This is a genomic window from Streptomyces pseudovenezuelae (genome assembly GCF_029892565.1).
Classification (GTDB): domain Bacteria; phylum Actinomycetota; class Actinomycetes; order Streptomycetales; family Streptomycetaceae; genus Streptomyces; species Streptomyces pseudovenezuelae_A.
The window spans coordinates 330,803-353,474 of record NZ_JARXVH010000011.1; the positions used below are offsets into that span (position 1 = coordinate 330,803).

A 22,672-nucleotide genomic window follows, 5' to 3' on the forward strand; every position below is an offset into this window, starting at 1 on the left:
ACTCCCCCCACCTCGGAGAAGGAATCGGGACATGACTTCTTCCATCCGGCCACGTGCGCTCACCGGCGCGGTGGCGACCTTCGGACTCACTGTTGGCATGATCATGACATCCGGCGCGTTGTCTCCCGCCAGTGCCGCCACCTGGCCCACCGCGAGCGGCAGCCAGGCGGTCACCAAGACCATCTCCGTGTCCGGCACCAAGGACTACGGGATGCTGCGTCTGTACGGCAGCGGTGACCTCGGCAGCGGCAGCCAGGACGAGGACCAGGGGCCGATCCTCGAACTCGCGGCCGGCGCCACGCTCAAGAACGTCATCATCGGCGCCCCGGCCGCCGACGGCATCCACTGCCTGGGCAGTTGCACCCTGCAGAACGTGTGGTGGGAGGACGTCGGCGAGGACGCGGCGACCTTCCTGGGCTCCTCGTCGTCCAACGTGTACACCGTCTCCGGCGGTGGCGCGAAGGAGGCCGGCGACAAGGTGTTCCAGTTCAACGGCGCGGGCACCCTGAACGTCTCCAACTTCGCCGCGCAGACCTTCGGCACCTTCGTCCGCTCCTGCGGCAACTGCAAGACGCAGTACAAGCGGACGATCAACCTCAACACCATCGAGGCGACCTACAAGGGCAGTCGGCTCGTCGGCATCAACACCAACTACGGCGACAGCGCGACCCTGAAGAAGATCACCATCGTCGGTGACTCCAGCAAGAAGATCATCCCCTGCCAGAAGTACATCGGGAACAACACGGGCGCCGAGCCGACCACGAACGGCACCGGCCCCGACTCGACGTACTGCAAGTACGCGACCAGCGACATCACTTACAAGTAGGCCGTGGCGTCACTCACCGGCTCCAGCGGCTCCGTCGCATTCGATGGCGCCGAGGGATCCGGTGATCTCGCGCTGGTACTCCGCGTAGGCGGCGCGCAGGGGCTCCCCCGGCCAGTCGGCGGGGAGGAGTTCAGGGGGCAGGACCGGGTCGGCGAGCAGGTGGCGTACGACCGCGGCGAAGGCCGTGAAGCGGTCGGCGGGGCGGTCGGCCCCGGCGAGGTGGGCGAGCAGGGAGCGGGCGGTCGCGGACCAGGCGTCCAAGGGCCACAGGAGCGCGGCCAGTTCGGATGCCGGGAGCTCGGGGCGGGCGGTGTAGGACTGGGCCACGGATGCGAGGTCGTCCGGCAGGGGCCGGTTCAGGTTGGCGGGGCGCAGCCACACTCCCTCGCGCAGTTCCGCGAGCCGCAGGGCGGTCAACCGGGCGCGCAGTTCGGCGCGTTCGGCGGGCTCGCGACCTGTCGCGGTGATCACCAGCATCTCCCAGTCGCCGTCCCACGCGCGCGTGCGGGGGTGTACGGCCTCGTCCTGCCGCCGCTGACGGGCGAGCAGCCGGTCGCTGAGGCGGTAGACGGCATCGGTGCGGCGCAGGTCGCCGGCGGCCACCATCCGGCTGAGCGCGGCCCTGAGCGTGGAGCCGCCGACGCCGAACGGCTCCACCGCGCGGACGAGGTCCTTCACCGCGAGCTGCGGCGGATGTGTGCCCAGCAGCAGGCTCAGCACGACCGACCGTGCGGACAGGGGCCGCAGGCCGGCCTCGCCGGACCGGTCCGAGACGTTCATGCGCATGGTCACGTACCTTACGTGCGCCTTCTTGTTGCATCATTGCCACGGCCGCAGGAAAGATGCAACATGGCCGTATGGTCTCGACACCCGCACCCGCACGGCAGCCGCTGCACGCCACGCACGAAGTCACCAACCAGCCTCCTCTCCTGGCGCCGTACGACGCCTCCGAGGACACGGCCCTGCTGGAAGGGCTGCGCCGGGAGGGGGCCGGCTGGGCCGAGGAGGGCATCCGGCGCCTCGGCCTGCGGGCCGGCAGCGCCGAGGCGCAGGAGTGGGCCGAGCAGGCCAACGTGCACGAGCCGGTGCTGCGCACGCACGACCGGTACGGCAACCGGATCGACGAGGTCGACTTCCACCCGAGCTGGCACCACCTGATGCGGGCCTCGGTCGCCGAGGGCCTGGCAGGCGCACCGTGGGCGGACGCACGGCCCGGCGCCCATGTGGCGCGGAGCGCGGGCGGGTTGGTGTGGGGGCACACCGACGCCGGGCACGGCTGCCCCACGTCGATGACGTACGCGGCCGTCCCCGCGCTGCGCGCCCAGCCGGACCTCGCCAAGGTCTACGAACCCCTGCTGACCGGCCGCGAGTACGAGCCCGAACTGCGGGTGCCGACACAGAAGTCGGGGCTGCTGGCCGGCATGGGGATGACGGAGAAGCAGGGCGGCTCCGACGTCCGTACGAACACGACCGCGGCGACGCCGACGGCCGAGCCCGGCGTGTACACGCTGCGTGGGCACAAGTGGTTCACGTCGGCGCCGATGTGCGACGTGTTCCTGGTGCTGGCGCAGGCGCCGGAGGGCCTGTCGTGCTTCCTGGTGCCGCGGATCCTGCCCGACGGCAGCCGCAACACCTTCCGCATCCAGCGCCTCAAGGACAAGCTGGGCAACCGGTCCAACGCCTCCTCCGAGCCGGAGTTCGACGGTACCGTCGCCTGGCTGGTCGGCCCCGAGGGACGCGGGGTCAAGACGATCATCGAGATGGTCAACTGCACGCGCCTGGACTGCGTGATGATGTCGGCGACTCTGATGCGCAAGACGCTGGTCGAAGCGGGGCATCACGCGCGCCACCGCAGCGCGTTCGGGGCCCGGTTGGTCGACCAGCCGCTGATGCGCAACGTGTTGGCCGACCTGGCGCTGGAGTCCGAGGCGGCCACGACGCTCACACTGCGGCTGGCGGGGGCCGCCGACCGTGCGGTGCCTGGGGACGCGGGCGAGGCGGCCTTCCGCCGGATCGCGACCGCCGTCGGCAAGTACTGGGTCACCAAGCGCGGTCCGGCCTTCACCGCGGAGGCCCTGGAGTGCCTCGGCGGCAACGGCTACGTGGAGGAGTCTGGCATGCCCCGCCACTACCGCGAGGCTCCGCTGCTGTCGATCTGGGAGGGCTCGGGCAACGTCAACGCGCTGGACGTGCTGCGGGCGCTCAGGCGCGAACCCGGCAGCGCCCAGGCGTTCTTCGACGAACTCGCCCTCGCCCAGGGCGCGGACGCCCGGCTGGACGCCGCCGTGACGCGCCTCGAGGGCCTGCTGGTGAACGGGTCCGAGACCGGCGCACGCCGACTGGTGGAGCAGATGGCCCTGACCCTGCAGGCCTCCCTCCTGGTCCGGCACGCCCCGCCCGCGGTCGCCGACGCCTTCTGCGCGACCCGGCTGGCCGGCGACTGGGGACACGCCTTCGGCACCCTGCCCGACATCGCCGATCTGGGCGCGATCCTGGACCGCGCGCTGCCCGCCGACTGAGTACTCCCCCGCCGTCGGCGCACAGTTGGCGCAGAGTCATCTCCCGATTCCGCTTCGTTGTCAGTGGCGTGGTGCAGACTCACGATCAGGAGGCACTTCGCCGGGGGAGGACTACGTGTTCAGCGGGATCGACGAGGTCGACTGGGCCGCGATGCGGCATGCGTACGGCAGCGCCGAGGACGTGCCCGGACTGCTGAGAGGGCTGGCCTCGGCCGACCCCGCCGAGCGCGAGATCGCGCTCGACGCGATGTACGGCGGGGTGCACCACCAGGGGGACGTGTACGACTCGACGCTGGCCTGCATTCCGTTTCTCTTCGAACTCGTGGAGAGCGAGGCGGTGCAGGAGCGGGGCGGCATCGTGGAGTTGCTCGTCAGCATCGGACAGGAGGGCGAGACCCGGGCGGGGATCACGAACGGCGCCTACGCGATGGCGTGCACCTCCGTCCGCGCGGGTGCCGAGGTCTTCGCCCGGCTGACCGGGGATCGGGACGCGGGGGTCCGGCGGACGGCGGCGGTCGCGCTCGTGCGGTTCCACGACGAACCGGCGCGGGTGCTGGGCCTGTTGCGCGAGCGGATCACCGTGGAGCGCGACGACCGGGTGCTGCTCGCGCTCGCCGAGAGCCTGGGCATCTTCGCCCGACGGCACCCCGGACACGCGGCCGACGCGGTGGACCTCCTGGCCGCCCAGAGCGCGCCACCGTTCGGCCCGGGGCTGCGGCTGGCCGCGCTGGGACAGCTCGCGGGCTGTGCGCCCGACCGGCTTCCGGCCGACCTGGTGCCCACCGTCGTACGCCTGCTGCGGGACCGGTCCGAGCGGCCGCCGTGCCGGTCGGAGGAGCCCGACCGGCCCGACACCGACACGCTCATCGGCAAACTGCGGAAGCTGCGGCCGTCGGACGAGGAGGGCTCGCAGCTGCTGCGCACCCTGCACAACGCGCTCGACGGGCGGGTGGCCGACCGCATCGCCCTGCTGGCGGGGCAGTTGAGCAGTCCGTCCGTGGCCGACCGGTGCAACGCGGTGTGGATGTCGTCGGGGCTGCTGCGCGGATGGCGTGCCGACTACCGGGAGCTCGTGACGCTCATCGGTGCCCAACTGGACACGCCGGAGGACCGGTTGCGGGAGGCCGCGGAGTCCTTCCTCGGCGATCTCTTCGCCCTGGCCGCCCCGGCCGCCGACCACCTCCACGCGCTGGTGGTCTCACGTCCCGAGCTGCGGGTACGGCAGTGGGAGCACGGGGCGCCGACCGTGGGCGAGGCCGTCAAGTCCTTGGCCAGGACCGGGGATCCACGAGCCGTGCCCGTCCTGGCGGAGATGCTGGCCGCGCCCGTCGTGCCGGACGAACTGGGGAACCTGATCGTCCACCTGGGTCCGGCCGCGGCTCCCCTCGCCCCCGAACTGCGGCGCAGGCTCAGTGCCGTGCCGGTCGACGCACACCAGACGTACGACCGGGCGGCCCCGCTGCTGCATGCGCTCACGGCGCTGCGCGACACGCGGTGCGTGCCCGAGGTGCTGCGCCTGCTGCTGGGCATGCCCGACGAGTTGCGGGCCCGCGACGTGGTGGTGAAGACCGCGGTGGAGGCGCTCGGGGCGTTCGGGCCGGCCGCGCACGAGGCGATACCCACGCTGCGGGGGCTGTTGGACACGGAGTCCGCGATCGACGCGGCGGCGGCATTGTGGCTGGTGGAGGGTGACTCGTCCGCCGTACTGCCTGTGCTGAGGCGGGAGTTGGCGGACGCACGAGGGTTCCGTTCCCGGGCGGCGGCCGAGGCTCTGGGGCTGCTGGGCCCGACGGCTCGTGCCGCGCTGCCCGAGCTGTACGGCATGACCGGGTCCGACGACTTCCGGGAGCGGCTGGACGGCGCGTGCGCCGTGTGGCGGATCGGCGGGGACCCGGACGTGGCCGTCCCGGTGCTGCGGGCTGCCTGGGCCCAGGACCCCGACACGCGCTGCGCGATCGCCGCGTGTGCGGCCGACCTGGGTCCGGCGGGTGCGCCCCTCCACGACCTGCTGCGCGCGGAGCTGGCGGAGAGGCGTCGCCATCAGGACCCGACCGCCAGGTACAGCAGCGAGGTCTATCAGGACGAGCAGTTGCTGCGGATCTGCCGAGGGGCGCTGGAGGGCGGGTAGGCGTGAGGGCGGGCGGGCACGGTGGGCCTTGGGGCGGGCGCCGGGCCGTGCCCCGCCGCTCCTCGTGTCAGGTGTCCCCGTCGGCCCAGGTCTTGCGCCCCCACAGCGGGTCGAAGCCGGCCCACTCGGCGTCCCACTGGGCCATGCGGCGGCGTTCCAGGCGGCCACAGACCATACGGCCGCAGACGAACGGGACCAGGGCGGCGCCGGCCCCTACCAGGACGCCGATGAGATCGGCCCGCAGTTGGGCCTCGGCGGCGGTGGCGGGCTTGGTGACCAGGTGGCCCTGCGGATCCGTCCACACGGTGACCTCGGTGCCGACGGTGCTGCCCGGGCGGACCCGGACCTGGCCGGTATGGCTGGAGCCGTCCGGGGCGGTCCAGCGGACCTTGCCCCACACCCGGTCGGCGGTAGACGCACTGGAGTGCTCGGCAGCCGTGCCGGGCGCCTTCTCGGTGAGGTGTCCCTCGACGGCACGCCACTCGACGCGTTCACGCGCCAGACCCTGCTCCACCGATTGGGTTGCCGCGAGGCCTGCCAGCACCCCCGCGAGAACGGTGACCAGCCAGGTGCCGAGCACCACCCAGGTCTCCACCGAGTCGGCGCGGCGCTTGAGCGGATTGCGCCGCCAGCGCCAGAGCCACACCTTCGGACCACGGAACGCCATCGAAGGCATCCTCCTCATGAGCGCACGACCATCCAACCTCCTTCCCATACGGGCGAAGGCCGTCGGATGCTCAGGTCGAGTCCCCCACGCGACGGTCGCACGAGAGGTCCCGCTCGCGCAGGCGTCTGCGCGAAATCGCCCGGGTGACTGGCCGAAAAGGATCGCCCGGAGTGCCGCGCCAAACCGCTGCGACCACTCTGACCTGTGGTGATGAGACGCCCAGGGGTGGCTGTCAGTGGCGGGGTGCAGACTGGCAGGTGTCTGGGACAAAGACGTCGCGGAGGTGACCGGCATGACCGAGGTACTACTCGCCGTGGGCACGCGCAAAGGCCTGTTCATCGGGCGGCGGCGCGGTGACTCCTGGGAGTTCGACGAGAGCCCGTACTTCAACGCGCAGGCCGTGTACTCGGTCGCAGTCGACACCCGCGGTGATCGTCCGCGCCTGCTGGCCGGCGGGGACAGCTCCCACTGGGGCCCGTCCGTGTTCCACTCCGACGACCTGGGCCGCACGTGGACCGAACCGGCCCGGCCCGCCGTGAAGTTCCCCAAGGACACCGGCGCTTCGCTGGAGCGGGTGTGGCAGCTGCACCCGGCGGCAGGGGAGGCGGACGTGGTGTACGCGGGCACGGAACCGGCCGCGCTGTACCGCTCGGAGGACCGCGGGGAGACGTTCGAGTTGGTCCGGCCGCTGTGGGAGCACCCCACCCGCTCGAAGTGGGTGCCGGGCGGTGGCGGTGAGGGTCTGCACACCGTGCTCACCGACGAGCGCGACCCGCAGGCCGTGACGGTCGCCGTCTCGACGGCCGGAGTGTTCCGCACCGCCGACGGCGGCGCGAGCTGGGCGCCGTCCAACTCCGGTGTCGCGGCGGTGTTCCTGCCCGATCCGAACCCGGAGTTCGGGCAGTGCGTGCACAAGATCGCCCAGGACGCGACGGACCCGGACCGGCTGTATTTGCAGAACCACTGGGGTGTTTACCGCAGCGACGACGCGGGCGGGCAGTGGACGGACATCGGCAAGGGCCTGCCGTCCACGTTCGGCTTCGCGGCGGCCGCCCACCCGCACCGCGGCGGCACGGCGTACGTGTTCCCGATCAACGCCGACGCGGACCGGGTGCCCGCCGACCGCCGGTGCCGGGTCTTCCGCACGGCGGACGCGGGCGAGAGCTGGGAGCCCCTGTCGGCGGGGCTGCCCCAGGAGGACCACTACGGCACCGTGCTGCGCGACGCGCTGTGCACCGACGACGCCGACCCGGCGGGCGTGTACTTCGGCAATCGCAACGGCGAGTTGTTCGCCTCGTCCGACGACGGCGACAGCTGGCGGCAGTTGGCCTCCCACCTGCCGGACGTGCTGTGCGTGCGGGCCGCGGTGGTCGGATGATCCGGGCGGGGGGAACTGCCGGTCGGGCAGCAGGCATTGGCCACCGGTTGATCTCCACTGTCGTTACGGCAGTAGGGTGACGCCCGTGGCACCACGACCGTTGCATGAAATCGTCGAAGCGGGCTGGGCGCAGGCCCTGGAACCCGTAGCCGGACGGATCGCCGAGATGGGCGACTTCCTGCGCGCGGAGATCGCCGCCGGGCGCACCTATCTCCCGGCCGGACCGAACGTCCTGCGAGCCTTCCAGCAGCCCTTCGACGACGTACGCGTCCTGATCGTCGGACAGGATCCGTACCCGACACCGGGACACGCGGTGGGGCTGTCGTTCTCGGTGGCGCCCGAGGTGCGTCCGCTGCCCGGCAGTCTCATCAACATCTACCGGGAGCTGAACACCGACCTGGGCCTGCCCCAGCCCTCCAACGGCGATCTGACGCCGTGGAGCCAGCAGGGCGTACTGCTGCTCAACAGGGCGCTCACCACGGCCCCGCGCAAGCCGGGCGCACACCGTGACAAAGGCTGGGAGTCGGTCACCGAGCAGGCGATACGGGCCCTGGCCGGGCGCGGCAAGCCGCTGGTGTCCATCCTGTGGGGGCGTGACGCGCGCAATCTGCGCCCCCTGCTCGGCAATCTGCCGTCGGTGGAGTCCGCCCACCCCTCCCCCATGTCGGCCGACCGAGGCTTCTTCGGCTCCCGACCCTTCAGCCGGGCCAACGACCTGCTGATCGGGCAGGGCGGACAACCCGTGGACTGGCGCCTGCCGTGACCGACGGGGCGAGCGGCGGACCGGGTCCCGACAGGGGCACGGACGGCGTGCTCGCCGTCGACTCCGGAGGCTCCGGCCTGCGCGTCGTGGTCGCTACCGGCCACGGAACGGTCCTGGCCCAGCACGAGTCGCCGGAGCCGGTGCGCACAGGGGCACGGGGTATCGATCCCGGGCATCTGATGGAGCAACTGGTGCCCATGGTCCGGGTGTCGCTCGCCGAGAGCGGAGTGACCGAGCTGCGTGCGGCCGCCGTCGGGGCCGCCGGGCTCGCGACCCTGGGCGACGCCCTGCGCGCCGAGCTTCCGGCCGCGCTGGGGCGGGAGTTCGGTGTCCGGACGGTCGCGCTCGCCGCCGACGCGGTCACCGCGTACACCGGAGCGCTCGGCGCACATCCCGGTGCCGTGGTCGCCGCCGGTACGGGTCTGATCGCCGTCGGCACCGACCTGACGCGCTGGAGTCGTGCGGACGGCTGGGGTCATCTGCTGGGCGACTGCGGCAGCGGCGCCTGGATCGGGCGGGCCGGGCTCGAGGCGGCACTGCGTGCCTACGACGGACGGCCCGGCGGATCGGCCGGGCTGCTGGCCCGGGCCGAGAAGCTGTTCGGCCCCGCTTCGGGACTGCCCGGCCGGGTCTACCCCCGCTCGGACCGTCCTGCCGTCCTCGCCTCCTTCGCGCCCGAGGTCGCCGCCTGTGCTGAGCAGCACGACCCCGTGGCCACGGGCATCCTGCGCACCGCGGCCCGGCACATGGTCGAATCCGCGGCTGCCGTGTGCCCGACCGGGGGCGACCCTCGGATCGCGTTCACCGGGGGCCTGTTCAAGATGGGTGAGCCGCTCCTCGTACCGCTGGCGGAGGAGTTGGCGAGCGTGCTGCCCTCCGCGCGACGGGTGCCGGCCGCGGGTGATCCCCTGGCGGGGGCGATGCGGATCGCGGCCGATCTCGCGGCGGGCGCGCTCACCCTGCCGGGTGACGCGGCGATGTTGTCCGTGGTCACCACCCCGGGGGAGTGATCGACAGCGGCTGATCACTTCCGATCCGTACGTAACTCATTAGACAAAACCGGACGGATACCGCTCACCTGCACCCTCCCCGAACAGGGGAGCCCAGGAAGCCAGTAACATGCGACGCCATGAGCTCCCCCACTGGGCCCGCGTCCGGCCTGCCAGTACGAATGCCGCGACCTCGCCAGCCCGGGCGGCACCGCCGTCCCGAGCCGCTGGCGGCTCCCGAGGGCGCGCCCGCGCTCGTTCTCGCCGTGCCGGGCACGCCCAGTACCGGCACGCGCAGCCTCGCCGAGGAGGTCGTGAGCATCGCCCGCTCCGAGCTGCCCGGCCTGGACGCCCGCATCGGGTACCTGGACGGTGACGACGCGGAGTTCCCCACGCTGCAGGCCATACTCGTGCACGCCGCCGAAGAGCGCTCCGCCCGCTTCGAGCAGGCCAAGGCCGCCGGAGTGGACGTCAAGGAGCCCGACGGCCCCGTCGCGGTCGTCGTACCGCTGCTGGCCGGTCCGGACAGCGCGCTGCTGCGCCAGGTCCGCCAGGCGGTGATGGACAGCCGCGTCGCGGCCGACCTCACCGATGTGCTGGGCCCGCACCCGCTGCTCGCCGAAGCGCTGCACGTGCGCCTGTCGGAGGCCGGTCTGGCCCGCGCCGACCGCGCCCGGCTGTTCACCGTGGCGACCGCGGCGGACGGCATCGTCCTGGCCTCCGTGGGCGGTGACGAGGCCGTTCAGGCGGCCGGGATCACCGGGATGCTGCTCGCCGCGCGCCTGGCCGTGCCGGTAATGGCGGCGGCCCTGGACCAGGAGGGCTCGATCGCGGCCATCGCCGAGCAGCTGCGCTCCTCGGGTTCGCAGCAGCTGGCTCTCGCGCCGTACCTGATAGGGCCGGAGATCGACCCGGGTCTGATCGAGGCCGCGGCCAAGGAGGCGGGCTGCTCCGCCGCCGAGGCGCTCGGCCCGTACCCGGCGATCGGCAAGCTCGCCCTGGCCAAGTACACGTCGGCCCTGGGTATCGTCCCACCGCAGCCGCAGGGCGCGCCGGTCCGCTGACGCGCGGGCACGGTCGCAGGAACGCCGAAGGGCCCGCTCCCGAATACGGGACGGGCCCTCGGCATGCCGCGTGCGGGACGCCGGCGGCAGCGCGGTACCGGCGTCAGCCGAAGATCACGCAGGACGCGGCCGGCACCCGGAGCGAGCCCTCGTAGCGCGGCAGACCCGTGGCCCCGTCGACGGCGTACCAGGCCACATCGCCGGAGCGCTCGTTGGCGACGTACAGGAAGCCCTCCGACTCGGCGAGTGCGCGGGGCCAGTGGCCGCCGCAGGGGACCGTGCCGATCAGCCGTAGTTCCGTGCCCTCGACGGCGAAGGTGGACAGGACGTCCTCGCCGCGGGTGGCGGTCCAGACGAAGCGGCCGTCGGGTGCGGCGACGATGCCGGAGGGGTAAGCGTCGCCGACCGGAGCGCCAGGCAGGACCTGGGCCTCGGCGAGCGGCTTCAGGGAGCCGTCCTCGGCGTCCCAGCGGCACACGGTGACGGTCGGGGTGAGTTCGTTGAGCACGTACGCGTAACCGCCGCCCGGGTGGAAGGCCAGATGGCGGGGGCCTGAGCCGGGGCGCAGGGCGATCTCACGGTGGACTTCGAGGGCGCCCTCGCGCAGGGCGCACACCCGCACGGAGTCCGTGCCGAGGTCGACGCTGACCGCCCACCGCCCGCTCGGGTCGGGCTGCACCTGGTGGGCGTGCGGCCCCTGCTGGCGGCGCGTGTGCGGACCGGAGCCGGTGTGCTTCAGGACTCCGGAGGGGGCCGGTGCCAGGGTGCCGTCCGCGCGTACGGGGACGGCGGTGACGCTGCCGGAGCCGTAGTTGGCGGTCAGGACGTGGCCGGCGAAGACGCTGAGGTGGGTGGGCCCCTGTCCGTCGACCGGCACCGGCGGACCGGCCTGCTCGGGCCGCGGCCCGCTCACCCGGTACGCGGCCACCGCGCCCTGCGCCGTCTCACTGACCGCGTAGAGGATGTCCCCGCCGGGCGCCAGCGCCAGATACGACGGGTCGGGCACGCCGTCCACACTGTTCAGAGCGATCAGCGCACCGCCACTCGCGGCCACGGCCGCCGTCACGATCCCGGGGCCGCCGGCCGCCGTGAACGATCCGATGAAGGCCCTGCGCCGCCGCCCGCCGCCGTCTGTCACCGCTGTCCCCTCTCGGTCCTGTGCCGTCGGGGCGACGTTAGCAGTCGATCATGAGCGGTCTAGACCATGTTCGGTCGATCTCGCCGGTCCGCTGTTGTACGGCACCTGTCGCGCGGGGTGGGACTCAGGCGCCGACCAGCGGCGATCCCGACGGCATCCGCAGGGGCGTGGCCAGTTCCGCCAACGCCCGCTCCAGGCCGTGCAGATGGGCCAGGGCCGGTTCCGCGGCGGGCGGGAGGAACGCGTGCGCGGTGAGCCGCTCGCCGTCGTCGGCCCGCTCGCCGGCACTCCCGCTGAGCGCCTCGATCGCGGTCGCCACGCCGCTCCCGTGCGCACGGGAGCGGCACCAACAGGGGTCCTGCCAGGACCTTGAACGCAGGGCGCAGCAAGGCGGCGATGCGGTCGGCCGGGGCGCCACGAAGAGCGGCGGCACGGCGTAATAGCGCACCGAGCCGTCGGCGTACTGCGCAGCCACCGTCACCGTCCAAACGCCGCCGGAGCGCTGCGCACTGCACACCGCCGTCACCAACTGCGGCGTCGGCTGCGCATCCGCTGCCGGGTCGGGCAGTTGGATGGTCGCCGAGGTCGCCGGCGCACACGTAGCCGCGCTCGACGTGCAGATCCGCTCGCTCAAGGCGAGCCGGGCCGACCTGTCCACCATGGCGACACGCGGATCCACCGCCGAGGAAACAGCACCGATGAACCGGTTGGCGCGGCTCTCCGCCACCGAACGCGAGCAGATCATCGACGAGTTCAACGGACTGAAAACACCGGCGCTGCCGATGCTCGGTGCGCTCGTGCGGTCCCGTCTTGAGAGGGGCGGGTCGGTGAGACCTCGACGGGATCGACCAAGGTTCGTTCTCACACGACAAGAGCCTTTGAAGCAGGCTGGTTGGGGTGACGTCTTCCGCGTTTGTGTCATGGGTTCCCGCTGTGCGTTCCGCGCTCGCAGTGCAGGGCCGGGCAGGGCCGAGGACGGAGGGGCGCTGGAATCGCTGGAGGCTCAGGTGAGTCAGCTCCTGCAGGCCAGGATCAAACCAGCGTGTCGCGGTAACCGGTGCGGCCGAGTTGGGCTAGCTCGGCATCGCAGGGCGCGTCGTCACCACGCCCATGCAAGGCAGGGCCGTGTTCGCGATGCCGTTCCTATGCACGAGCACCACACGGCCGGTCAGGTCTGAGCCGTGGCGCGCAGGGTCCTCGCCAGCCACTCCAGCTCGCTGGTCGCGTCGGGTGCGGAGTTCTGGCCGCGTACGCGGGCTACGAGTCTGCGGTAGTCCTCCGCTCGTGCCTCGATTCCGGTCTCCAGCGTTTCGGCTGCCTGAGGGGTCCCGGGGGCGAGCCCACGTTCTCTGACCGCCGCGACGGTCTGTACGACCTGCCTGGCACACGTCGTCGAGTCCGAGGCCCAGTTCCCGCAGCGTGCGGACCAGCTCGACACGGGCCACGGACCCGGCGTCGTACAGCCGGTAGCCGTTCTTGGAGCGGGCCACGGGCGGCACCGCTCCCTATCCCGTCAGTTCTCCGTCACCGACCGGCCGGGCACGCGGCTTTCTCCGTGGCGCACTTGGCGCGACGGGACCGGTCGCCTCGCGCCTCCCGTGTCTACTCGTGGTCGGCGGAGCGCAGCGGGTCCTCGAGTTCGCCGCGGCTGACCAGGCCCGTCTCGTAGGCGATGACGACGGCCTGGGCGCGGTCGCGTAGGGAGAGTTTGGCGAGGATGCGGGAGACGTGGGTCTTCACGGTCGCCTCCGACAGGTGGAGCCGGCCGGCGAGTTCGGCGTTGCTCAGGCCGTGGGCGAGGCGGCGCAGTACCTCCAACTCGCGTGGCGTGAGGGCAGCGAGGTCGCGATGGAGGGCGGTCGTGTCGGGGGTTCGGCGCGCGAACCGCTCGACGAGGCGGCGGGTGATGACAGGGGCGAGGAGCGCGTCGCCGGAGCGGACCGTGCGGACGGCGGTGACGAGATGTTCGGGCGTGACGTCCTTGAGGAGGAAGCCGCTGGCCCCTGCGGACAGCGCCGCGTAGACGTAGTGGTCGAGGTCGAACGTGGTCAGCATGACGACCCGTGGTTCGTCCGCGGCGCCGGTGAGGATACGCCGCGTGGCCTCCAGGCCGTCCATCTCCGGCATCCGGATGTCCATCAGCACCACGTCGGGCCGGGTGCGCCGGACCGCTTCGACGGCCTCGACGCCGTTGGTCGCCTCGGCGGCCACCTCGATGCCGTCGGCGGTGAGGATCATCCGGAAACCGGTGCGTACCAGCGCCTGGTCGTCGGCGACCACGACACGCAGCGGTTCGGTCACGCTTCCTCCAGGGGAATCAGTGCATGGACGCGGTAACCGCCGAGCGGGCGCGGGCCGGTTCGCAGGGTGCCGCCGTAGACGGCCAGTCGCTCGCGGAGGCCGATGAGCCCATGACCGTTGCCGGTCGCCGCAGACGGGCTCGAGCTGCCGCCGGAGTCGGTGACCTCCACCCGTAGATCGTCGCCACCGTACTCGACCTTCACCCTCGCGGTCGCCCCGGCCGCGTGTTTCACCGTGTTGGTCAACGCCTCCTGCACCACACGGTAGGCGGCGAGTTCCACTCCGGCCGACACGCGGCGCGGTGTCCCGGAGACGTCCAGTTCCACCGACACTCCGGCGCTCCGCATCCGTACGACCAGCGTGTCCAGCTGGTCGAGTCCCGGTTGTGGCTCGAGCTCTTCGGGGTCGGCGGACTCGGATCCGTCCGCGTTCATCGTGAGCAGCCCCATGACGTGGCGCAGCTCGCTCATCGCGGACCGGCCGCCCGCCTCCACCGCGAGCAGCGCCTCGCGTGCCTGGTCGGGGGCCGCTTCCATGACCTTGCGGGCGGCACCGGCCTGGATGACCATCACGCTGACGTTGTGCGTCACCACGTCGTGCAGTTCGCGGGCGATTCTGGCGCGTTCGTGCTCGACCGCCCGGCGCAGCGCCTCCGCCTGTTCACGTTCCACGGCGGACAGCCGCGCACTGCTCTCGTCGGCCCGGAGCTTCCATGCCCGCAGCCCGTTGGCCGCTACGACGAGCGGCACCGCGATCAGGAGGGGAACGTACTGCGTGGGCACGGTGGGTGCCCCCGGGTCCCCGACCGTGGCGACCAGGAGGACCGCCACGGGCAGGGTGGCCAGCGTCGCCACCCGGTACGGGCTGTAGGCGGCGGCACTGTAGGCGGCGATCACGCATGCGTAGAACGTGAGCCGCGCCGCGTCGCCGGGCGTGAGCAGGGTCGCGCCCATGACGAACCACAGCACGGCCAGTGGATACCGGCGGCGCAGCGCCAAGGGTGCGGAGGCCAGAAGCGCCAGGCCCAGCAGGGCGATCCAGTCGACCGCCCGGGTCGGGTAGCCGATCGGAGCGGGACGGTCCTGCCGGCTGTCCCATCCGTGCAGGTTGTCGAGGACGTACTGGGCCGCGGCGACACCGAGGCCCAGCGCGAGTGCCGCGTCGAAGGCCTTGTTCCGCCGGGTGGGGCTCGGTGCGGGGCCGCTCGGGCGCGTCAGTGCCCTGGCTCCCTGTCGCAGGCGGTCCATCACCGGGCCATTGTCGCCGATGGCCGACATCACCGGCATCCACCCGGAGGATCTCTCGGATACATCGATCGACTACATCTCAGGGATGACACCAGTCGGCATCAGCCCAACGCGGTACGGGAATTACCCCTGCCGACCGTCGTGCTCCCCAGGGCGGCACCCCTAGCGTCACACCCATCAGATGTGAGGAACGAGGGAGACGTCCATGACCACACCGGTGATCGAACTGCGTGACGTGAGCCGCCGCTACGATGCCGGGCCACCGGCCCTGCAGGACGCGTCGATGACAGTGCAGGCCGGTGAAGCCGTCGCGATCCTGGGGCCGTCCGGCAGCGGCAAGTCCACCATGCTCAACCTGATCGCCGGCCTGGACCGGCCCGACACCGGAACCGTCACGGTGGACGGCGTACGCGTGGACCAGCTCGGCGAGGCAGGCTCCGCCCGCTACCGACGCTCGAAGATCGGCATGGTCTTCCAGTTCTTCAACCTGCTCGACGACCTGACCGTCGCCGACAACGTCGTCCTGCCCGCGCAACTGTCCGGGATGGGACGGCGGGAGGCGAACCGCCGCGCGGCGGACCTGCTGGAGTCGCTCGGTATCGCCCGGCACGGCGGCGCCTTCCCGGGCCGGCTGTCCGGCGGGCAGCGTCAACGCGTCGCGGTGGCAAGGGCCTTGATGAACCGCCCGCCGCTTCTCCTTGCGGACGAGCCGACCGGCGCGCTGGACTCCGCGTCCGGCGAGGACGTGAGCGAACTGCTCAGGGGGCTCAACGCCGAGGGGCAGACGATCGTCATCGTCACCCACGACCTGTCCCTGGCGCAGTCCTGCACGAAGCGCACCGTGCAACTCGTCGACGGCCGGATCACCGCCGACATGAATACGCGGGTCGCCCGATGAGCGCCCTGGGCCGCGTCGTCCGCTCGGGTGTGGCACGCCGCCGGGTGCAGACGCTGGTGATCGGACTGGCCGTCATGATGGCGGTGACCGCGTCAGTTCTCGGCGGTTCCCTGCTGGTGGCGTCCGACGCGCCGTTCGACAAGGCCTTCGTCCGGCAGCACGGTTCGCATCTCACCGCGCAGTTCAAGGCCGACAGGACGACGAGCGCGCAGCTGTCCGCGTCCGCGGACGCCCCGGGCGTCGACGCCGCCTCGGGCCCGTACCCCACCACGACGATCAATCCGCAGGTCAACGGCATGTCCGTCGCGCCGTTGTCGGTCGTGGGCCGTGCGAAGCCCGGCGGGGACGTCGACAGGATCTCGCTGACCGAGGGCCGTTGGGTCGAGGGCCCCGGCGAGATCGTCCTGTCGGCCGATTCCGGCCTCCTGGCGCGGATGGGCCTGGAGCTCCAGTTCTCGGACCTGCCCGGCAGTCCGACGCTGAAGGTGGTCGGCATGGCCCGTACGGTCAGCCATACCGCCGATGCCTGGGTGGAGCCGTCCGAGATCGCCGCGTTGACGCCGGCCGGCACGACCGGCGGCTACCAGATGCTCTACCGCTTCACCGAGGCGGACACCGCCGCGCAGATCGGCAAGGGGCGGGCCGCGGTCACGGCGGCCGCTCCCGCGGGTTCGATGGCGGGTTCGCAGTCCTGGCTCGCCCTCAAGAAGGTCTCCGCGCGCGACACATCGCTGTTCGTGCCCTTCCTCGTCGCGTTCGGCGTCCTGGGCCTGGTCATGTCGGTGCTGATCGTCGGGAACGTGGTCGCCGGCACGGTGGGTACGGGGCTGCGGCGGATCGGCGTCCTCAAGGCCATCGGATTCACCCCGGCCCAGGTCGTACGGGCCTATGTGGGCCAGGCCCTGCTGCCGGCGGCGATCGGGACCGCGGCCGGCGTCGTGATCGGCAACCTCCTGGCCGTACCGGTGCTGTCCGAGACCGCGGACGCGTACGGCACCACGGGCCTGACCGTAGAACCCTGGGTCGACATCGCAGTGGTCGCCGGGGCGCTGGGCGTGGTGGCTGTCGCCGCCTGCCTGAGCGCCTGGCGAGCCGGCCGACTGCGGACCGTCGACGCACTGGCCGTCGGGCGCACCCCCACGCCCGGCCGAGGGCGCCGGGCGGCCCACCTGGCCGCCCGGCTTCCCCTCCCCCGTCCCGTCAGCCTCGGTCTGGCCCGTCCGTTCGCCCGCCCCGCCCGTACGGCCTCGATGGTCGCGGCGGTCCTGTTCGGCGCCACGGCCGTCACCTTCGCCACCGGTCTGGCCTCCTCACTCAGCGAGGTGGTGACCGCGAGGGACCACAACGCCGCCGATGTCACCATCGGCGTCGTCGGCCCGCAGGCCGGGCCCGGTGGCCCTCCCGGCGGGAGCACGGCGACACCCGACGCCGCCGCCGTCGACGCGGCGATCGAGGCGCAGCCCGGAACCGCGAAGCACTACGGAAGCGCCACGACCCAGGCGACCGTCTCGGGCGTGACGGGGTACACCAACGTCGTCGGGTTCGACGGCGACGCCTCCTGGGGCGGCTACACGATGGTCTCGGGACACTGGATGAGCAAGGCGGGCGAGGCCGTCGTACCGACGCCGTTCATGACCGCCACCGACACGAAGGTCGGGGACACCGTCACGCTCAACGCACACGGCAAATCGGTCACGGTCAGGATCGTGGGCGAGGTCCTCGACACCCGCAACGGCGGCATGCAGGTCTACACCGACGCCGCGACACTCGAGAACGTCGAACCGGGCCTGCAGGCCACCAGCCAGTACATCGCGGTGAAGTCCGGTACCTCGGTGGGCAGTTACGTCTCGGAACTGAACGGGAAGCTACAGCCGCTGGGTGTCAGTTCGACGAGCGCCAAGAACGAGAGCGAGAGCGACACCGTCGTCATCCTCAACTCGCTGACCGCGATCCTCACTCTGATGCTCGTCGCCGTGGCGGGGCTGGGTGTCCTCAACGGTGTCGTCCTCGACACCCACGAACGCATCCGTGACCTCGGTATCCACAAGGCACTCGGTATGACACCCCGTCAGACCATCTCGTTGGTCGTCACGTCGGTCGTCATCGCCGGACTCATCGGCGGCGCGCTGGGTGTGCCGCTCGGTATGGCCCTGCACGGCGCGGTGATGCCGGCCATGGGGCGCAGCGCCGGCCTGAACCTGCCCGACTCCGTCATCGCCGTCTACCACGCCCCGGAACTGGTCCTGCTCGGCCTCGGCGGTCTGCTCATCGCCGTCCTCGGCTCGCTGATGCCGGCCGGCTGGGCCGCCCGGACCCGTACCGCCACGGCCCTGCGCGCGGAGTAGAGCCCTTGGAAACGCCCACGCGGAAGGTCCCGTCCGATCTTCACGATCGGACGGGACCCCGTCACCCGGACCAGCACCTCCCCACGTTCAGCGAACTGTCGGGGTCACTCCCCCGCCGCCTGTCGCGAACGCAGCCACGCGGACACGGCGTCCCACGCCAGCCCCAGCACTTCGGGCCGCGCCATGTCGGAGTGCTCGCAAGGGAGGCCGACGGAGGAGACCGCGCCACTGAGATACGGCTCCCACAGCGCCGTTGGGGAGAAGTCCGCCGGCTTTCCCTCTTCCGCCACGAGGAGCAGCGTGTCGCCGTCGAACCGGCCGAACTCGTGCTCGGCCCTGATCTCCGTGTTGTTGCGGTAGATGCGCGCCATGAGCATGAGCTCCTCGTCCGAGAAACCCCCGAGCAGATGGCCCAGTTCGGCACGGATCCTGCTCACCAGGCCGGTATCGACACCGTGCGCCGACACGGCGAGCCCGGTCGGTACCGCCGAAGGGTCGTCGGCAGGAGCACCGGCCGTCGGAAGCGGAGGATAGGCATCCATGAGGATCAGCGACACCTCCTCGCCCTCAGCCCGCAACCGCACCGCGATCTCGTGCGCGGGGGTACCACCGAACGACCATCCGACAATGCGGTACGGCCCCGACTCCTGCACGGCGCGCAGCTGTTGGACGTACTCCGCCGCCATCTCCGCTACGGAGCGCGCCACTTCACTCGTGCCGTCGAGACCACGTGCCTGGAGCCCGTACAGCGGATGTCCCTCCGGGATGTACCTGGCGAAGGGCAGATAGCACCAACTCAGGCCGCCACCGGGATGGATGAAGAAGAAAGCCGGATCGCTGCCCGTGGTCCGGATCGGCAGGAGTCCGCCGAGCGCGTCCTGGACGGACGACAGGTTCAGGGTGCCCATCAGCCGGGCGGGCGTCGGGTTCGCGATCAGCTCCCGCATCGAGACCGACACACCCCGGGCACGCAGCCGCTCCATCAGTGTGACCGCCAGCAGCGAGTGTCCGCCCAGCGCGAAGAAGTCGTCGTCCACGCCGACCGAGGGCAGGCCCAGCACTTCGGCGTACGCCTCGCACACCGCCTCCTCGAGCACCCCGGCGGGTCCGCGGCCGTGCGCCTCCCCGGCGGCCGGCCCCGGCAGGTGCTGAGGCGCGGGCAGCGCCCTGCGGTCGAGTTTGCCGTTCACCGTCAGTGGCAGCGCGTCGAGCACCACCACCGCGGACGGCACCATGTACGGCGGCAGCCACTCCGCCGCGAACTCCCTCACGGCTCCGGCGAGTACGGCCGGTTCGACGGCGCCGCCGGACGGGACGACGTACGCGACCAGCCGCTTGTCGCCCGGCGTGTCCTCCCGCACGACAACCGCGGCCTGGCTCAACTGCGCCTGCGTGGCGAGCACCGCCTCGATCTCGCCCGGCTCGATCCGGAAGCCGCGGATCTTCACCTGGTCGTCCGCCCGCCCCGCGAACAGCAGTTGGCCGTCGTCCGTCCAGCGGGCCCGGTCCCCGGTCCGGTACAACCGGGAGCCGTCCGTGGCGTACGGATCCGCCACGAACCGTTCCGCGGTCAGGCCCGCACGGCCGACGTAACCGCGGGCCAGTCCCGCGCCCGCGACGTACAGCTCACCGGCGACTCCCACCGAGACCGGTTCCAGGCGCTCGTCCAGCACGTACACCCGGGTGTTCACCACCGGCGCACCGATGGCCACCACCTCCGCCGCCGTGTCGCAGCGCCACAGCGTGGCGTCCACGGTGGTCTCCGTCGGGCCGTACGAGTTGAACATCACCCTCTCCCTGGACCAGCGCGCCATCACCTCCGGCGGGCACGCCTCCCCCGCCACCACGAGCACCGTCTCCGGGTCGAGCGACTCCTCGTGGAGGGTCGCCAGCACGGCCGGCGGCAGCGTCGCGTGGGTCACGCCCCTCTCCGACAGATAGCGCGGCAGGGCGGCACCGAGCCGTCGGTCGGCCGGTACGACGACCAGCGCGGCCCCGGTCAGCAGGGCCATCATCCACTCCCAGCCGAACGTGTCGAACGCCGCCGACGCGAACTGCGCCACCCGCGCCCCGGGACTCACCCCCAGATTCCGTACATGGCCCTCGATCAGACTCGCCACGCCCACGTGGGAGACGAGCACGCCCTTCGGCCGACCGGTCGAACCCGAGGTGTAGATCACGTACGCGGGGTTCTCGGGACGCAGAACACCGCGCTCCGCGACGCTCAGCGTGGCGGAGTCGAGCGCCGCGACCTCCCGGGCCACGGCCACGTCGTCGACCACCACCCGTGAGACACCGGCAGGCACGACCTCGTGCAGAACCGCGGAAGTCAGCACGATCCCCACCCGCGCGTCCCGCACCACATAGGCCAGCCGTTCGGCCGGGTACTCCGGATCCAACGGCACATACGCGCCACCGGCCTTCAGCACTCCCAGCAGCGCCACCAGCAGGTCGGCACCCCGTTCCAGGCAGACCCCGACCAGCGACTCCGGGCCGACGCCGAGACCGACCAGATGCCGTGCCAGCCGGTTCGCGCGGGCGTCCAGCTCCGCGTACGACAGTTCGGCGTCCTCGGCCACCACGGCGACCGCGTCGGCGGCGCGCGCCACCTGCGCCTCGAACAGCTCCGTGATCGTCCCCTGGACGAGCTCCGCCTCCGTGTCGTTCCACACGGTGAGTACGTCGCGACGCTGCTCCGGGTCGAGCACGCCCACGGCCCCGATCGCGCTGCCGGGATCGTGCACCAGGGCGGTGACCAGATTGTCGAGGCAGGTGTACAGCAGCTTGGCGATACGCTCCGCGTCCGCGGTGGCCACGGCGTCCACGGTCAGCCCGAACCCGTTTCCCTCGTCGTCGACGGCCACGGTCACCGGGTAGTTGGTCGCCTGCCGGCTGTGCATCGTCCTGATGCCTTCGAAGGCACCGGCGCCGCCCTCCCGCGCCGCCGGCGGCGAAGTCCGCTCGTTGTGCCGGTAGTTGAAGAGGGAGGTGAACAGCGGACTCCCCCCGGGCACCCCACTGGCCTGCTGCGCCACCGCCAACGGCGCGTGCTCATGCACCAACAGCTCCGCCAGTTGGTCCCGCAAGCCGGACAGGGAGTCCTTCACACCCGTCGAGTCCACCCGGACCCGTACCGGCAGCGTGTTGAGGAACAGACCCGGGACGCGGTCCGACCCGGTACCGGCGTTCATCCGGCCGAACAGGACGGTGCCGAACACCACGTCCTCCCGACCGCTGATCGCGGCCAGCACACGCCCCCAGGCCAGGTGGAACACGGTGGCGGTACTCATCCCCAGCGAACGTGCCACCTCCCGTACCTGGGTGCCCAGTTCGGCGTCGACGGCCAGCCGGGCGCGGGTCACGCCACTTCCGTCACCGTGAATGTCGACGAGTCCGTAGGGCGCGGTCGTCTCCTCGACGTCTGCGAGCAGTTCGGCGAAGTACCGCTCGTGCTCCTCCCTCGGCACTCCCAGCCGGGCCTGCGCCACGAAGTTCCGGAACGGCAGCGGCTCCGGCAGGGACGCCTCCTCGCCGGAGAGGAACGCACGCAGTTCGCCCAGCAGGACGTCCTGGGTGGTGTGGTCCTGGATCAGGTGATGGATACGCAGCAGCACCAGCCACCGGTCGCTGCCGGGCTCGGCCGCGATCTGCACCCGGATCAACGGAGCCCGGGTCAGATCCATCCTGGCCCCGCCAAGAGCCAGCATCTGCGGTACGCCCTCGCCACCCTCCGAATCGAGCAGGACCTCCTCGACGGGCAACTCCACTTCCCGGAGCACGACTTGGACGGGCTCGTGCAGGCCCTCCCACACGATCGCGGTGCGGTAGATGTCGTGCCGGTCCACCACCCGCTGCAACGCACCCAGGAACGCGTCCAGCCGCTCCCGCGAGTCGAGCCCGAGCACGCGGGGGGAGGCGTACACGTCGTGGCCGGTGTCCGCCTGGAGCAGATAGTGGAAGAAGATGCCTTCCTGGAGAGGGGCGAGGGGATAGACGTCGGCGATGTTGGCCGCGCCACCCGGGAGCTGCGCGGTGAGGTGTGCGATCTCGGCCTCGTCCAACTCGACCAGGGGGAGCATGTCCGGGGTGATCTCGTCCGTGCCCTGCGGGAGGCGGTTCGGCGGGACCTCCACCGTGTCCGGAGCAGCCACCACGGCCAGGCCCGCGACCGTCGGCGTCTGGAACAACGCCCGCACCGAGATCGACACCCCCCGCTCACGCAACCGCTCCACCAGCGACACCGCCAGCAGTGAATGACCGCCCAGCTCGAAGAAGTCGTCATCCACACCGACCGACGCAACACCGAGGACCTCGGCGAAGGCCTGGCACAGAATCTCCTCCTGGACACTCGCCGGCCCCCGCCCGGTACCCGACACCGCGGCGCGGTCGGGAGCAGGCAGAGACTTGCG

General features: G+C 71.8%; 16 protein-coding genes and 2 pseudogenes. 10 read left to right on the forward strand and 8 right to left on the reverse strand.

Annotation, left to right across the window (positions count from 1 at the left end; genetic code table 11):
• The first annotated feature begins 31 nt into the window (after nucleotides 1-31).
• Entirely contained in the window at nucleotides 32-826 is a 795-nt protein-coding gene (locus M2283_RS32525) for a pectate lyase (RefSeq protein ID WP_280880034.1), read from the forward strand.
• 9 nt (nucleotides 827-835) lie between these two features.
• Here the strand turns inward: M2283_RS32525 and M2283_RS32530 are convergent, their stop codons facing one another.
• Complete coding sequence (locus tag M2283_RS32530) at nucleotides 836-1,612, reverse strand: PaaX family transcriptional regulator C-terminal domain-containing protein (RefSeq protein ID WP_280880035.1); 777 nt, start codon at nucleotides 1,610-1,612, stop codon at nucleotides 836-838.
• Between the two features lie 71 nt (nucleotides 1,613-1,683).
• Between M2283_RS32530 and M2283_RS32535 the strand changes: the two genes are divergently transcribed.
• Complete coding sequence (locus tag M2283_RS32535) at nucleotides 1,684-3,345, forward strand: acyl-CoA dehydrogenase family protein (RefSeq protein ID WP_280880036.1); 1,662 nt, start codon at nucleotides 1,684-1,686, stop codon at nucleotides 3,343-3,345.
• 115 nt (nucleotides 3,346-3,460) lie between these two features.
• Nucleotides 3,461-5,473 carry a HEAT repeat domain-containing protein gene (locus M2283_RS32540; RefSeq protein WP_280880037.1) on the forward strand — a complete coding sequence of 671 codons (2,013 nt, stop codon included), beginning with the start codon at nucleotides 3,461-3,463 and terminating at the stop codon, nucleotides 5,471-5,473.
• A gap of 67 nt (nucleotides 5,474-5,540) precedes the next feature.
• Here the strand turns inward: M2283_RS32540 and M2283_RS32545 are convergent, their stop codons facing one another.
• Nucleotides 5,541-6,140 (reverse strand): Rv1733c family protein, encoded by a 600-nt coding sequence (locus M2283_RS32545; protein ID WP_280880038.1) that lies wholly within the window; start codon nucleotides 6,138-6,140, stop codon nucleotides 5,541-5,543.
• A 292-nt stretch (nucleotides 6,141-6,432) separates the two neighbouring features.
• Here M2283_RS32545 and M2283_RS32550 point away from each other — a divergent pair, with 292 nt between their 5' ends.
• The 4 genes from M2283_RS32550 (at nucleotide 6,433) to M2283_RS32565 (ending at nucleotide 10,334) form a co-directional block, all read left to right on the forward strand.
• Nucleotides 6,433-7,518, forward strand: a complete 1,086-nt coding sequence (locus tag M2283_RS32550) for a WD40/YVTN/BNR-like repeat-containing protein (protein ID WP_280880039.1) — start codon at nucleotides 6,433-6,435, stop codon at nucleotides 7,516-7,518.
• Between the two features lie 85 nt (nucleotides 7,519-7,603).
• A complete protein-coding gene (locus M2283_RS32555) occupies nucleotides 7,604-8,281 on the forward strand; it encodes a uracil-DNA glycosylase (RefSeq protein WP_280880040.1) in 678 nt (225 codons plus the stop codon).
• On the forward strand, nucleotides 8,278-9,291 hold the full coding sequence (locus M2283_RS32560) for an N-acetylglucosamine kinase (RefSeq protein ID WP_280880041.1): 1,014 nt from the start codon (nucleotides 8,278-8,280) through the stop codon (nucleotides 9,289-9,291). The genes M2283_RS32555 and M2283_RS32560 overlap by 4 nt, the downstream gene beginning before the upstream one ends.
• A gap of 119 nt (nucleotides 9,292-9,410) precedes the next feature.
• A complete protein-coding gene (locus M2283_RS32565) occupies nucleotides 9,411-10,334 on the forward strand; it encodes a sirohydrochlorin chelatase (protein WP_280880042.1) in 924 nt (307 codons plus the stop codon).
• A 103-nt stretch (nucleotides 10,335-10,437) separates the two neighbouring features.
• Here M2283_RS32565 and M2283_RS32570 read toward each other — a convergent pair whose 3' ends face one another.
• Nucleotides 10,438-11,472, reverse strand: a complete 1,035-nt coding sequence (locus tag M2283_RS32570) for a lactonase family protein (RefSeq protein ID WP_280880043.1) — start codon at nucleotides 11,470-11,472, stop codon at nucleotides 10,438-10,440.
• A gap of 560 nt (nucleotides 11,473-12,032) precedes the next feature.
• On the opposite strand from M2283_RS32570, the pseudogene M2283_RS32580 reads away from it, so the two are divergent.
• A pseudogene (locus M2283_RS32580) lies at nucleotides 12,033-12,228 on the forward strand (MerR family transcriptional regulator); the annotation flags it as partial.
• Between the two features lie 412 nt (nucleotides 12,229-12,640).
• Here M2283_RS32580 and M2283_RS32585 read toward each other — a convergent pair.
• The 4 genes and pseudogenes from M2283_RS32585 to M2283_RS32600 form a co-directional block, all read right to left on the reverse strand.
• On the reverse strand, nucleotides 12,641-12,910 hold the full coding sequence (locus M2283_RS32585) for a hypothetical protein (RefSeq protein WP_280880045.1): 270 nt from the start codon (nucleotides 12,908-12,910) through the stop codon (nucleotides 12,641-12,643).
• A pseudogene (locus tag M2283_RS32590) lies at nucleotides 12,858-12,977 on the reverse strand (MerR family transcriptional regulator); the annotation flags it as partial. The pseudogene M2283_RS32590 and the gene M2283_RS32585, both read right to left, overlap by 53 nt.
• Before the next feature lie 97 nt (nucleotides 12,978-13,074).
• The gene (locus M2283_RS32595; RefSeq protein ID WP_280880046.1) at nucleotides 13,075-13,773 is read right to left on the reverse strand and encodes a response regulator transcription factor; all 699 of its coding nucleotides are present in this window, start codon (nucleotides 13,771-13,773) and stop codon (nucleotides 13,075-13,077) included.
• Nucleotides 13,770-15,059, reverse strand: coding sequence for a sensor histidine kinase (locus M2283_RS32600; protein WP_432423160.1), 1,290 nt, complete (start codon nucleotides 15,057-15,059; stop codon nucleotides 13,770-13,772). Before M2283_RS32600 ends, M2283_RS32595 begins: the two co-directional genes overlap by 4 nt.
• A 166-nt stretch (nucleotides 15,060-15,225) precedes the next feature.
• On the opposite strand from M2283_RS32600, the gene M2283_RS32605 reads away from it, so the two are divergent.
• Nucleotides 15,226-15,918, forward strand: coding sequence for an ABC transporter ATP-binding protein (locus M2283_RS32605; protein WP_280880047.1), 693 nt, complete (start codon nucleotides 15,226-15,228; stop codon nucleotides 15,916-15,918).
• Entirely contained in the window at nucleotides 15,915-18,263 is a 2,349-nt protein-coding gene (locus tag M2283_RS32610) for an ABC transporter permease (protein WP_280880048.1), read from the forward strand. Before M2283_RS32605 ends, M2283_RS32610 begins: the two co-directional genes overlap by 4 nt.
• Nucleotides 18,264-18,367: 104 nt before the next feature.
• Here the strand turns inward: M2283_RS32610 and M2283_RS32615 are convergent, their stop codons facing one another.
• Nucleotides 18,368-22,639 carry a non-ribosomal peptide synthetase gene (locus tag M2283_RS32615; RefSeq protein WP_280880049.1) on the reverse strand — a complete coding sequence of 1,424 codons (4,272 nt, stop codon included), beginning with the start codon at nucleotides 22,637-22,639 and terminating at the stop codon, nucleotides 18,368-18,370.
• Nucleotides 22,640-22,672: the final 33 nt, after the last annotated feature.

Coding starts and splice junctions, on each gene's coding strand:
- M2283_RS32600 (WP_432423160.1), bottom strand. CDS start 15,059: ATGCCGGTGATGTCGGCCATCGGCGACAATGGCCCGGTGATGGACCGC.
- M2283_RS32610 (WP_280880048.1), top strand. CDS start 15,915: ATGAGCGCCCTGGGCCGCGTCGTCCGCTCGGGTGTGGCACGCCGCCGG.
- M2283_RS32535 (WP_280880036.1), top strand. CDS start 1,684: ATGGTCTCGACACCCGCACCCGCACGGCAGCCGCTGCACGCCACGCAC.
- M2283_RS32550 (WP_280880039.1), top strand. CDS start 6,433: ATGACCGAGGTACTACTCGCCGTGGGCACGCGCAAAGGCCTGTTCATC.
- M2283_RS32545 (WP_280880038.1), bottom strand. CDS start 6,140: ATGGCGTTCCGTGGTCCGAAGGTGTGGCTCTGGCGCTGGCGGCGCAAT.
- M2283_RS32530 (WP_280880035.1), bottom strand. CDS start 1,612: ATGCGCATGAACGTCTCGGACCGGTCCGGCGAGGCCGGCCTGCGGCCC.
- M2283_RS32525 (WP_280880034.1), top strand. CDS start 32: ATGACTTCTTCCATCCGGCCACGTGCGCTCACCGGCGCGGTGGCGACC.
- M2283_RS32565 (WP_280880042.1), top strand. CDS start 9,411: ATGAGCTCCCCCACTGGGCCCGCGTCCGGCCTGCCAGTACGAATGCCG.
- M2283_RS32605 (WP_280880047.1), top strand. CDS start 15,226: ATGACCACACCGGTGATCGAACTGCGTGACGTGAGCCGCCGCTACGAT.